At 62.3% G+C, this 12,790-nt stretch carries 11 protein-coding genes; all 11 read left to right on the forward strand.

Going from position 1 to position 12,790, the window contains the following annotated elements:
- Window positions 1-195: 195 nt before the first annotated feature.
- The 11 genes from NXC14_RS27360 (at window position 196) to NXC14_RS27410 (ending at window position 12,706) form a co-directional block, all read left to right on the forward strand.
- A complete protein-coding gene (locus NXC14_RS27360) occupies window positions 196-1,722 on the forward strand; it encodes an ABC transporter substrate-binding protein (RefSeq protein WP_085781135.1) in 1,527 nt (508 codons plus the stop codon).
- 82 nt (window positions 1,723-1,804) lie between these two features.
- Window positions 1,805-2,746 carry an ABC transporter permease gene (locus NXC14_RS27365; RefSeq protein WP_085781136.1) on the forward strand — a complete coding sequence of 314 codons (942 nt, stop codon included), beginning with the start codon at window positions 1,805-1,807 and terminating at the stop codon, window positions 2,744-2,746.
- Window positions 2,746-3,615 carry an ABC transporter permease gene (locus NXC14_RS27370; RefSeq protein WP_085781137.1) on the forward strand — a complete coding sequence of 290 codons (870 nt, stop codon included), beginning with the start codon at window positions 2,746-2,748 and terminating at the stop codon, window positions 3,613-3,615. The genes NXC14_RS27365 and NXC14_RS27370 overlap by 1 nt, the downstream gene beginning before the upstream one ends.
- 48 nt (window positions 3,616-3,663) lie before the next feature.
- Window positions 3,664-4,176 carry a RidA family protein gene (locus NXC14_RS27375; protein ID WP_085781138.1) on the forward strand — a complete coding sequence of 171 codons (513 nt, stop codon included), beginning with the start codon at window positions 3,664-3,666 and terminating at the stop codon, window positions 4,174-4,176.
- Between the two features lie 133 nt (window positions 4,177-4,309).
- Window positions 4,310-5,506: an aminotransferase class V-fold PLP-dependent enzyme gene (locus tag NXC14_RS27380; RefSeq protein ID WP_085781139.1), complete on the forward strand. Its 1,197-nt coding sequence runs from the start codon at window positions 4,310-4,312 to the stop codon at window positions 5,504-5,506.
- Window positions 5,507-5,540: 34 nt separating this feature from the next.
- Window positions 5,541-7,397, forward strand: coding sequence for an ABC transporter ATP-binding protein (locus tag NXC14_RS27385; RefSeq protein ID WP_085781140.1), 1,857 nt, complete (start codon window positions 5,541-5,543; stop codon window positions 7,395-7,397).
- A gap of 55 nt (window positions 7,398-7,452) precedes the next feature.
- Window positions 7,453-8,274 (forward strand): bifunctional allantoicase/(S)-ureidoglycine aminohydrolase, encoded by an 822-nt coding sequence (locus tag NXC14_RS27390; RefSeq protein ID WP_085781141.1) that lies wholly within the window; start codon window positions 7,453-7,455, stop codon window positions 8,272-8,274.
- 84 nt (window positions 8,275-8,358) lie between these two features.
- A complete protein-coding gene (locus NXC14_RS27395) occupies window positions 8,359-9,078 on the forward strand; it encodes a FadR/GntR family transcriptional regulator (RefSeq protein WP_085781142.1) in 720 nt (239 codons plus the stop codon).
- 48 nt (window positions 9,079-9,126) lie between these two features.
- Window positions 9,127-9,834, forward strand: a complete 708-nt coding sequence (locus NXC14_RS27400) for a FadR/GntR family transcriptional regulator (protein ID WP_085781293.1) — start codon at window positions 9,127-9,129, stop codon at window positions 9,832-9,834.
- A gap of 230 nt (window positions 9,835-10,064) precedes the next feature.
- Window positions 10,065-11,537 carry an amino acid permease gene (locus NXC14_RS27405; RefSeq protein ID WP_085781143.1) on the forward strand — a complete coding sequence of 491 codons (1,473 nt, stop codon included), beginning with the start codon at window positions 10,065-10,067 and terminating at the stop codon, window positions 11,535-11,537.
- 65 nt (window positions 11,538-11,602) lie between these two features.
- Window positions 11,603-12,706, forward strand: coding sequence for an asparaginase (locus NXC14_RS27410; protein ID WP_085781144.1), 1,104 nt, complete (start codon window positions 11,603-11,605; stop codon window positions 12,704-12,706).
- Window positions 12,707-12,790: the final 84 nt, after the last annotated feature.

The raw sequence follows: 12,790 nt of genomic DNA on the forward strand, positions 1-12,790 counted from the left end.
AGGGCAGTCGTCTCACTTGGCGTACCACGCAGGCCCCGTGCGGAGAACTAGCGCAGCTGAAGATGGTGCTTTTCCGGCAACGCGCTATCCGCGGCTGCATAATCGACCACTCATGCTTGACACGATAGCTCCAGCTTCTATTCTGTTACAAAAAGATGAATTACATAATTGTGGAACTAAATCGGGAGCTCTCATATGAAAACATTCGTCGCATTCCTTCTCGGAACCGCGTTCGTCGCCCTGCCTTCGACCCTGCTTGCCCAGGAAAAGGGCGGCGTCATCAATGTCGCGACGATCGGCGAGCCGCCGACGCTCGATCCGATGTCGTCGACGGCCGATCTCGTCGGCATCGTCACCCAGCATATTTTCGAGACGCTCTACACTTTCGACAAGAGCTGGAACGTCACGCCGCTTCTCGCCGAAAGCCTGCCCGAGATCAGCGCCGACGGCAAAACCTATACGATCAAGCTCAGGACTGGCGTCAAGTTCCACGACAATACCGATATGACGTCCGAGGATGTGGTCGCTTCGCTTACCCGCTGGATGAAGATCGCCTCGCGGGGCAAGCAGGTGGCCGGCTTTATCGACAAGATCGCGGCTACCGATCCTTCGACGGTTACGATCACGCTGAAGCAGCCCTATGCGCCGTTGACCTCGCTGCTTGCCTTCAACAATTCGGCGGCCATCATCATCCCGTCCGAAAAGCAGGACGAGCCGATGAAGGAGTTCATCGGCACCGGTCCCTATATGCTGAAGGAACGGAAAGCCGACCAGTATATCCAGCTTGTCCGCTTCGATGGGTACAAGCCACGCAGCGGCGAGAGCGATGGCTATGGCGGCGCGCGTCATCAATATCTTGATGAAATCCGCTTTGTGCCGGTGCCGGACCCGAACACCCGCGTCGAGGCCGCCGTTTCCGGCCAGTATGATTATGTCGACTCGATTCCTGTCGAATCCTACGACAAGCTGAAAGCCTCGACCGCCTCGCAACCGGTAATGCTGAAGCCCTTCGGTTATCCTGTCTTCGTCTTCAACACCAAGGAAGGTGCTGCTGCCAACGTCGAGGTGCGCAAGGCGATCCGGCAGGCGCTCAGCATGGAAGACATGCTGGCGGCGGCCTTCGGCAGCAGGGATTTTTATGCGCTCGACGGGGCCATCTACCCGAAGTCCTTTGCCTGGTCGACCGATGCCGGCGCCGAGGGCGCCTATAATGTCGCCGATCCGGAAGGGGCGTCCGCTGCCGCCAAGAAAGCCGGCTACAATGGCGAGCCGATCCGCATCCTGACCAGCCGCCAATACGAGTTCCATTACAAGATGGCGCAGGTCGCCGCCGAATATCTGAAACTTGCAGGCTTCACCGTCGATATGCAGGTCGTGGACTGGGCGACGCTAACCCAGCGTCGCACCGATCCGAAGCTTTGGGATATCTACATTACCCACAGCCCCTTCTTGCCGGAGCCGGCGCTCATCGGCTCGCTGTCGACGAGTTCGCCCGGCTGGTGGGACACGCCGGCCCGCAAGGCCGCGGTCGATGCCTTCACCTCCGAAGTCGATCCGAAGAAGCGCGTGGCGCTCTGGGCCGATGTCCAGAAGGCCGTTTATACAGACGCACCCTTCATGAAGATCGGCGATTTCAACGCCGTCTCGGCGAAGTCGATCAAGCTCGAAGGCGTCGATCCGGCTCCGTGGCCATATTTCTGGAACGCCTCGATCAAGAAGTAAGCAACACCGCCGGTGCCGCCCTTCGGGACCGGTACCGGTCATCTTTTCTGCCGCATCTGCAAGGGATTGAAGGCCGGCATTCATGATACGCTACATCCTCCAACGCCTGTTCGGCATGATCGTCGTGATGTTCCTGGTCGTCACGATCGTCTTCGTCATCGTGCGCGTGACGCCGGGTGATCCAGCCGCCGTCATGCTCGGCCCCGATGCGACGCCGCAGGATATTGCCGATCTGAGAGCTCGGCTCGGCCTCGATCAGTCGCTCGGGCTGCAATATGTCTATTATATCGGCCAGTTGCTGAAGGGGGATCTCGGCCAGTCGATCTTCCTCAACATGCCGGTCACTGTAGCACTCGTCGACCGGGCCGAACCGACCTTCTTCCTGACGCTGTTTTCGCTTGCCATCGCCAGCATCATCGCCCTGCCGATCGGCATCTATGCCGCCTATCGGCGTGGTTCCTTCATTGATCAGGCGGCAACGACCCTCGCCATGTTCGCCGCCAGTATTCCAAGCTTCTGGCTCGGTCTCATCCTGATGCAGTTCTTCGCTGTCCGATTCAATCTCTTCCCGGTCTCCGGCTATGGCGGCCCGGGCTCGACTTTCATCGACCGGATGTATCATCTGACGCTGCCGGCCTTTGCGCTCGGCATCGTCTCTTCGGCGCTGATCCTGCGCTTCACCCGTGCCTCGATGCTCGATGTGCTCGGCGACGATTATATCCGCACGGCGCGCGCCAAGGGGCTAATCGAGCGTAAGGTCATCCTCAAGCACGCTCTGAAGAATGCGCTGATCCCGATCCTGACGGTGCTCGGCCTGACCGCCGCCGTGCTGATCTCGGGCGCTGTCGTCACCGAAACCGTCTTCGGCTTGCCCGGGGTTGGCAATCTCGTGGTCTCGGCGGTGCTGCGCCGCGACTATCCCGTCATCCAGGGGGCGCTGCTCGTCATCGCCGCCCTCTACGTGCTGATCAATTTTGCGATCGACATGCTCTACCTGCTGGTCGATCCGAGGGTGCGCTACTGATGGCGGATGTCGCAATCAAACCTGTCGAAAGCGAAGGCAGCAAGTTCGTCCGCCGCCTCATGAAGCGCAGGACAGTGGCCTTCGGCCTGCTGATCCTGGTGGTCTTCGTGCTGCTCGCAGTCTTCGCGCCGCTCGTCGCGCCCTATTCGCCGTCGAAGCTTTCCATCGTCAACCGGCTGAAGCCGCCGAGCGAGATCTTCTTTTTCGGTACTGACGAGTTCGGCCGCGACGTCTTCTCGCGCACGATTTTCGCCGGCCGCCTGTCGCTGCTCGTCGGTGCGGCTGTTGTGGCCTTGTCGGCCGCCATCGGCGTGACGCTCGGCCTGCTTGCCGGCTTCTTTCAAAAGCTCGATACGCCGATCGCCCGGCTGATCGACGCGATGATGGCCTTTCCGGATATCCTGCTCGCCATCGCCCTCGTCGCCGCTCTCGGCCCGTCCTTGACGACGGTCATCATTGCGCTGTCGATCGTCTACTCGCCGCGCCTTGCCCGTATCGTCCGTGCCTCGACGCTTGTCATCCGCGAGCTGCCCTATGTCGAGGTGGCGAGGGCGCTTGGCATCTCGACCTTCCATATCATGACCCGACACGTGTTGCGCAATCTGCTGTCGCCGATCCTGGTACAGGCCACCTTCCTCTTTGCCAGCGCTATGCTTGCCGAAGCCGGCCTCTCCTTCCTCGGCCTCGGCGTCAGCCCCGAAGTGCCGACCTGGGGAACGATGATCGCTGCCGGTCGGCAATATATCGGGCAGGCCGATTGGATGACGGCTTTCCCCGGCGTGGCGATCGTCCTCTCGGTGCTGTCGCTGCAGATGGTCGGCGACGGCCTGAGAGACATGCTCGATCCAAGACTTCGCAAGGACCTTTAATCCGCCGACCAGAGGTCGCCCAATCCAAATCCGCCAATCGAAATTCGCATGACAGGAGTTCGCGTGAATCAGTTCCCCGCCGCCGCCGGCAAGGTCGAGAACTCGCCTTACCAACGGTTAGCCGCGCTCGGCATAACGCTGCCGCCGCCACCGCCGCCGATCGCCAATTTCGTGACGCATGTGATAGAAGGCAACATGCTCTATCTGTCAGGCCAGGGGCCGCGCGAGGCCGATGGCTTCCTGCATGCCGGCAAGGTCGGCGGCAGCGTTGGTGTCGAGGAAGCTTACCGGCATGCGCGGCTGACCGGCATCAACCTGCTTTCCGTCATGCATGAGGCGCTTGGCGATCTCTCCCGCGTCAGGCGGGTGGTCAAGCTGCTCGGCATGGTCAATGCCGTGCCCGAGTTCGAGGATCATCCGAGCGTCATCAACGGCTGCTCGGATCTGTTGATCGCCGTGTTCGGCGCAGCCGGCGAACATGCCCGCTCGGCCGTCGGCTTCGGCTCGCTGCCCGGCAATATCACCGTTGAGATCGAGGCCATCGTCGCCCTGCATTGCTGAACGTGTTTTCGTGTTTAGAGTGGTCTTCGGATGACTTTTTTCTATTTAAGCACGCATCCTTCCCCCGGCTGCTCGACACTGCCACATGGCAGCGCCATGTTCTGCCCTTCCTCCCAGACTTCCGGAGATCTTCATGCCCGATGATATCAGACCTTCGCTCGGCCTTCGTCCCGTCATCAATGTGTCCGGCACGATGACCAGCCTCGGCGCCTCGATCGTCGTTCCGCAGGCGATCGAGGCGATGACAGCGATCCTGCCGCACTTCGTCGAAATTAACGACTTGCAGCGCAAGGCAAGCAGCGTCATCGCCCGGCTGACCGGCGGCGAGGCGGGTTTCGTCACCGCCTCCTGCTCGGCCGGAATTTCGCTTGCCGTCGCCGGCGCAATCACCGGCGACAATCTGTTGGCGATCGAGAAACTGCCGGACGCCGTGCCGGAGAGGAACGAGGTGCTGGTGCAGATGGGCCATATGGTAAGCTACGGCGCGCCGGTCGACCAGGCGATCCGGCTTGCCGGCGGCAAGGTGGTGCTTGTGGGACAGGCGACCTCGACGCATCGTTTCCACATGGAAAGGGCGATCACCGACAAGACGGCTGCTGCCGTCTATGTCGTTTCCCACCATGTCGTCGATTATGGCCTGCTGAACCTCAAGGAATTTATCGAGATCGCCCATGCCAGGGGCATTCCCGTCATCGTCGATGCGGCCTCGGAATATGACCTGAGGACCTTCCTGGAGCAGGGGGCCGATATCGCGCTCTATTCCGGCCACAAGTTTCTCGGCGGCCCGACCTCGGGCATCGTCGCCGGCAGCAAGGAACTGGTGCGGCACGCCTTCCTGCAGAATATGGGGATCGGCCGCGGCATGAAGGTCGGCAAGGAAAGTATCTTCGGCGTCATGGCGGCGCTGGAGGCGTGGGAAAGGCGCGATCATGCCGGCATCCGCGAGCGCGAGACCGGCTATCTCAATCTCTGGAAGAAGACGCTCGACGGCCGTCGGGGCGTCACCGCCCTGATCGAGCCCGACCCGACCAACAATCCGCTCGATCGGCTGCGCCTCATCGTCGATCCCGAAGAGGCGCATATCACCGCCTGGGATCTGGCCGATGCGCTCGCCAAGGGCAGTCCGCCGATCATCGTGCGCGATCATGAGGTGGAGCACCGCTATTTCTATCTCGACCCCTGCAACCTGCATCCGGGCGAGGAGGTCATCGTCGCAAACCGCCTCGCTGAGGAACTCGACAAGGCGCGCGCCTCCAACGAGATCATCGCCACACCGATCGAAAACCGCAGCCGGCACCGTTTCGACGGATTGCTGCGCTGGCCGGATTGATCGGCCGTTCTCATCCGCCGCAAGAGGAGCCGATATGGCCAACGCCCAAGCCCTGCCGATCGAGACATTGAGCCCCGTTCTTTCCGTCGACCGGCTGACCACGTCCTTCCTGGTCGACGGCGCCTGGAAACCGGTCGTGCGCGACGTTTCCTTCACCGTCGCGCCCGGTGAAACTGTGGCGATCGTCGGCGAATCCGGCTCGGGCAAGAGCGTCACCTCGCTTTCGATCATGCGGCTGCTGCAGGCGGAGACGAGCCGCATCGAGGGCCGCGTCATGCTCGGCGGCCGCGACCTGCTGGCCCTGCCGGAACATGCGATGCGGCAGGTGCGCGGCAATGAGGTGGCGATGATCTTCCAGGAGCCGATGACCTCGCTCAATCCGCTCTTCACCATCGGCGATCAGATCTCCGAAGCGCTGCTCTGCCATTCCGCAATGAGCAAGGCCGATGCCAGGGCCGAGACGATCAGGCTGCTGGAAAAGGTCCGTATCCCCTCGGCCGCCTCGCGCTTCGACGAATATCCGCATCGTTTTTCCGGCGGCATGCGCCAGCGGGTGATGATCGCCATGGCGCTCGCCAGTCGGCCGAAGCTCTTGATCGCCGACGAGCCGACGACCGCACTCGACGTGACGATCCAGGGGCAGATCCTCGATCTCATCAAGCTGCTGCAGGAAGAGGAGGGGACTTCTGTTCTCTTCATCACCCATGACATGGGCGTCGTCGCCGAGATCGCCGACAGGACCGTGGTGATGTATCGCGGCGAACAGGTGGAAAGCGGCGCCACTGCCGATATCTTTCACCGCGGCAAACATCCCTACACAAGGGCGCTGTTGTCCGCCGTGCCGGTGCTCGGCTCGATGCAGGGCCGGCAGAGGCCGCTGCGCTTTCCCGTGGTTAACACCGCGACGGGCGAATCGGACATTCCCGCCGAGGCTGCCGATACGGTCGCGGCAAGGCCCGTCCTGCAGGTGAAGAACCTCACCAAGCGCTTCGACATCCATTCCGGCCTTTTCGGCCGGCTGACCAGCCGCGTGCACGCGGTCGAAAACGTCTCCTTCGATCTTCATGCCGGCGAGACGTTGTCGCTCGTCGGCGAATCCGGCTGTGGCAAATCGACGACGGGGCGAGCCATCATGCGCCTGATCGAGCCGCAGGCGGGTTCCGTTCTCGTCGAGGGCAGGCAGGTGCTCGGCCTCGACAGGAAGGAGCTGCGCGAGATGCGCAAATCCGTGCAGATGATCTTCCAGGATCCCTTCGCCAGCCTCAATCCGCGCATGACGGTGGGGGCTGCGATCGCCGAACCCTATCTCGAACACCGGATGGGCAATGCGAAACAGGCAAGGGAGGTCGTCGCCGACCTGCTGGTGAAGGTTGGCCTGTCCGCGGATATGGCGGCGCGCTACCCACATGAATTTTCCGGTGGCCAACGCCAGCGCATCTGCATCGCCCGCGCGCTTGCCTTGCAGCCGAAGGTGATCGTAGCGGACGAAAGCGTCTCGGCGCTCGACGTCTCGATCAAGGCGCAGGTCATCAACCTGATGCTGGATCTGCAGCAGAGTCTCAACCTCGCCTTCCTGTTCATCTCGCATGACATGGCGGTGGTCGAGCGCGTCAGCCACCGCGTGGCGGTGATGTATCTCGGCGAGATCGTCGAGATCGGCCCGCGCGCCGCCGTCTTCGAAAATCCGCAGCATCCCTATACCAAGAAGCTTATCGCCGCCGTGCCGGTGCCAGATCCCGACCGCCGCCACGAGAAGCGGATGGCGGCGAACGACGAGATCAAGAGCCCGATGCGCCCGGTCGACTACGCCCCTCCGATAGCCTCCTATCGCGAGGTCGGGCCGGGCCATCTGGTCATGGCCGAGCGCTCGTCCGGGCTGGGAGTTGCCTAACGGATCAGCGGCGCATAAAGCAGATGCGGAGACAAATGCTTGGAAAGCCGCACCGATGAACAAGACAGAGTATTTTTCGACGCTCGGCGGCCTGCCGCCGCAGACCCAACTGCTTTCCGGTAAGGCCGTTTTCACCACGGCTTACGCGGTCATCCCCCGCGGCGTCATGAGCGATATTGTCACGAGCCTCCTTCCGCATTGGACGGGAACGCGGGCATGGGTGCTCTCACGGCCGCTTTCCGGTTTCTCCGAAACCTTCTCGCAGTATGTGATGGAAGTTCAGCCGGGCGGCGGAAGCGACCGGCCGGAGCCCGACAAACGAGCCGAAGCGGTGCTCTTCGTCGTCGAAGGCGGCATGACGGTTGAGCTCGAGGGCGTCAGCCATGCGCTGCGCGCCGGTTCCTTCGCCTATCTTCCGGCCGGCTCGGCTTGGCGCCTCAAAAATGATGGTTCGACCGCGGCGATCTTCCATTGGGTCCGGAAGGCATTCCAGGAAGTCGAGGGGCTGGAGCCGCCGCCGGCAATTTTTACGCATGAGGATGACCATCCGATCCAGGCCATGCCCGACACCGACGGCCGCTGGGGCACGACCCGCTTCATCGATCCGGCCGATGTGCGCTACGACATGCATGTCAATATCGTGACGCTGGAGCCGGGTGCGGTGATCCCCTTCATGGAAACGCACGTCATGGAGCACGGCCTCTATGTGCTGGAAGGCAAGGCGGTTTATCGCCTGAACCAGGATTGGGTCGAGGTCGAAGCCGGCGATTTCATGTGGCTGCGCGCCTTCTGCCCGCAGGCCTGCTACGCCGGCGGTCCCGGCCGCTTCCGCTACCTGCTCTACAAAGATGTCAATCGGCATATGAAGCTCTGGTAGGCGGCTCGCATAGGCCGCACACGAGGCAGGCTCGCACCTGTCCGGTTGCTTGACAGCTCTCTGGTTAACACGCATCGTCGTTCGATGCGGGATATGGATTCAGGGCTGTCGGAGAAGAACGAAATCAACCGAAGAAACGCTGCCGAAGCGGTCTTCGAAGATATCCGCACGGCCATTGTGGATCAGAAACTGCCGCTCGGAAGCCGTCTTCCCTCGGAGGTGCAACTGGCCGAACGCTACGGCATCAGCCGGGCGATCGTGCGTGAAGCGCTTCGCTCCCTGCAGACGCTGGGCTTCACGCAAACCCGAACCGGCCGGGGCACCTTCATCGTTTCGGACAGCCCCGCGCGGCAGCTCGGCGGCGGCGCCTATTCCGCCCGCGACCTGATGGAAGCGCGGCCCTGCATTGAAATCCCGGCAGCCGGCTGGGCGGCATTGCGTCGTTCGGGCGAGCAGCTGGCCCGGCTGACATCCTTGTGCGACCGAATGGATGAGGAGGAGGATGTCCAGAAATGGGTGCGGATGGACGCGGCCTTTCATGGAGAAATCGCGGAGGCTTCAGGCAATGCGATCTTCCGGAAAGTCGTCGCCGATGTTCGCGGCGCGCTCTCGACGCAGTCGGAACTGGTCGAGCATGTTCGCGGGCGGCGCCAAAGGTCCAATGCGGAGCACCGCCGAATTCTGGAGGCAGTTGCTGCAGGCAGCGAGCAGGATGCGCGGGCGGCAATGGCAGAGCACCTGCTGGAGGTCAAGCGCTCCATCATCGGGATTACCGATGAAAGGCGAACTGCCCAGAAGGCATGATTTCAAATTTACGCCCGGATGTCCCGTGCGGCCGATCGAATGCAAGCGATGAACGATCTAGAAAACTGGCTGTCCGATTCCGCGACCCTCAGTCGCAAAAGCGCCTCGGAACTTGTGTTCGAGGAATTGCGCAGCCTGATCCTTTCCGGCCGTTTCGCCGCCGGTTCGAAACTTCCGTCAGAAGCCAAGCTCGCTGCAAAATATGGCGTCAGCCGCCCGATCGTCCGGGAGGCGCTGCGCTCGCTGCAGATTTTGCGGCTGACGGAGACACGAACGGGCAGCGGCACATATGTGCTTGCGGCTGCCGGCGACGGAGACATCAGTTACGGCGATTATTCGGCGCGTGATCTCATGGAGGCGCGGCCTCACGTCGAGGTGACGGCCGCCGGCTGGGCGGCGCTGCGTCGAAACGATGACGAACTGTGCGGATTGCTTGGCCTTTGCGACGAGATGGAGCAGGAGGACAATACCGAGGCCTGGGTGCAGCTGGATTCGGAGTTTCATGGACTGATTGCTGCGGCATCGAAGAATGCCGTCTTCCGCGATATCGTCGATGAGGTTCGGGAGGCGATGGCGCAGCAATCCGGCCTTCTAACGGTGTTGGGGCCGCGGCGGCAGGAGTCGAACGACGAGCATCGCGCAATCGTCGAGGCCATCCGCGCAGGCTCGGACATCGAAGCCCGGGCCGCCATGGAAACCCATCTCCAAAAGGTGGAGGCGGCGGTCAATCGCATCATCGGCGCCGAACCGCGCTAAGCGGCGCCAACGTATCGGAGCCTTCTACACACCGTTGCGTCCGCATCGGTAGCTGCCCGATGGGCGAACCGAATTCCATTTATACACATCCTCGAACGAAGGAGCTTGACGGAGGTGTACGTTTCCATTTATTCGCTGAACCTGTCAGACCGCATAGCAGATTGACATGTTGTCGAAGCTGCGCGGAGGGGCGGCCGGGGAGGCTGCCGAACCCAGGAGAGGGAGGAGAAATGACAGTGATGGAATCCACCAGAACCGAGGCCGATGGCCAGATTTTCGCAGAGGAGGATCTCGGTTACAAAAAGGCGCTGAAGCCGCGGCAGATCCAGATGATCGCCATCGGCGGAGCGATCGGCACCGGGCTGTTTCTGGGCGCGGGCGGACGGCTTGCCGCTGCCGGTCCGGCGCTTGTGCTGGTCTATGCCTTGTGCGGCTTTTTCGCGTTCCTCGTTCTCCGGGCGCTCGGCGAACTGATCGTGCACCGCCCGACCTCCGGTTCGTTCGTTTCCTATGCCCGTGAATTCTACGGTGAAAAGCTCGCCTTCGCGGTAGGCTGGCTCTACTGGTTGACCTGGGCGATGACGGCGGTCGCCGATGTCACCGCCGTGGCTCTCTACATGAATTTCTTCAAGGCCTACGTTCCATGGATCGCCATGATCGATCAGTGGGTCTTTGCGCTGGCGGCGCTGGTCCTCGTTCTCGCCATGAACCTTCTGTCCGTAAAGGTTTTCGGCGAACTGGAATTCTGGTTCAGCCTCGTCAAGGTTCTCGCTTTGGTCGTCTTCCTGCTTGTCGGGGTCTACTTCGTTGTGACCGGCACGCCGATCGACGGCCACGCTCCGGGGCTCAATACGATTGTCGACTTCGGCGGCATGTTCCCGAACGGAATCCTGCCCGCGCTTGTCGTGATCCAGGGCGTGGTTTTCGCCTATGCCTCGATCGAGCTGATCGGCACCGCCGCGGGCGAAACCGAAAATGCGCGCAAGGTCATGCCCCGAGCAATCCGGACGGTCGTGTTGCGTCTTGTGGTCTTTTATGTGGGCTCGGTTCTGCTGCTGTCGCTGCTGCTGCCCTATACCGCCTATAAGGGCGGCGAGAGCCCGTTCGTCACCTTCTTCGGCAAGATCGGCGTTGAAGGCGCCGATGTCGTCATGAACCTCGTCGTGTTGACCGCCGTCCTGTCGTCGCTCAATGCCGGCCTTTATTCGACCGGCCGCATCCTGCATTCCATGGCGATTTCGGGCTCGGCGCCGGCCGCCCTGGCCAAGATGAACAGATCCGGCGTGCCCTATGGCGGCATTGCAGTGACGGCTGTCGTGACCGCCTTCGGCGTCGTGCTCAACGCCGTCGTTCCGGCAGAAGCGTTCGAGATCGGCTTGAATGTCGCTGCGCTCGGCATCATCGCGGCATGGGGCGTCATTGTTCTGTGCCAGCTCAAGCTGTGGCACCTGTCGCGTCAGGGCAAGCTGGCGCGGCCCGAATTCCGGATGTTCGGCGCGCCCTACACCGGCGTGCTGACGCTCGGCTTCCTGGTGGTCGTCGTGATCCTGATGGCGCTGGATTATCCGGTCGGCACCTACACGGTCGCGTCGCTGCTGCTGATCATTCCGGCGCTGGTGGTCGGCTGGCTTCTGATGCGGGAGCGCATCCACATGATCGCGGCCGAACAAGGCGACGATCGCGGCGGTTTCGATCTGGCCTGACCGGCGCGACAGCAAGGCTTGCCTCGGCGCCGAATGCCGCCGGGGCCGCTTCAATGGAGAGAGAAATGATCCCGAGTGAGGATTTCGTCGTCACCGACCGTGGCGGCATCGTCGAGAACCGTCACCGCGTCCATGCGGCGGTCGTCGATGCAGAAGGCCGGCTGCTTTATGCGCTGGGAAACCCGACGCGCCTGACGCTTGCCCGGTCTGCCGCCAAGCCGGCCCAGGCGCTCGCCATCCTGGAAACGAGCGGGATCGAGCGTTACGGCTTCGATGATGCCGATCTGGCGCTGATGTGTGCTTCCCACAGCGGCGAAGAGCGGCACATCGCGCAGACGCGGACCATGCTGGCGAAGATCCAGGCCGACGAGGCCGATCTTCGTTGCGGCGGCCATCCTTCCTTGTCCGAAACCGTGAACCGCGCCTGGATCAGGCAGGATTATACGCCGACGGCGGTCTGCAGCAACTGTTCGGGAAAACACGTTGGAATGATTGCAGGCGCCCGGGCCATCGGCGCGGACGCCGACGACTATCACCTGCCGGATCATCCGATGCAGGTGATCGTGAAGCGTACGGTCGCCGAGATCTGCGATCTGGACCTGCAGGATGTCGAGTGGGGGATCGACGGATGCAATCTGCCGACGCCCGCCTTTCCGTTGGACCGTCTGGCGCGCCTCTATGCCAAGCTTGCTTCGGCCGCGGATCGGGGCGAGGTGCAGGAGGGTTTGTCGAGGCGAGACGCAGCGCTGGCGCGCATTTTCCGGGCGATGGCGCGATACCCTGAACTGGTCGCGGGCGAGGGGCGCTATTGCACGGTGTTGATGCGCGCGTTCAAGGGCGCGCTGATCGGCAAGCTCGGCGCCGATGCCAGTTACGCAATCGGTGTGCGCGCCTCGGAGGACACCAGGCGATTGGGAACCGATGGGGCGCTCGGCATCTCGGTCAAGATCGAGGATGGCAACATCGAAATCCTCTACGCTGTCGTGACGGAAATCCTCGACCAGCTGGGCATCGGTTCGCCGGAACTGCGCGAGCAGCTTGCGACCTTCCATCACCCCAAGCGCGTGAACACGATGGGTGTCGCGACCGGCGGTGTCTCCTTTCCGTTCACGCTGCGCGGATCGAAGCCGGACGGAGAGGATTCCCGTCCTGGGGCTTCGGCCCGATGACACATCCGTGATACGACATTCCGCCGCGTCTCCACCCATCATCTTCTCCGGCCTGCCGCCGCAGCTCAGGGCGCATGCCACTTC

Origin of the sequence: Rhizobium sp. NXC14, from assembly GCF_002117485.1 — a bacterium.
Taxonomy (GTDB): Bacteria; Pseudomonadota; Alphaproteobacteria; order Rhizobiales; family Rhizobiaceae; genus Rhizobium.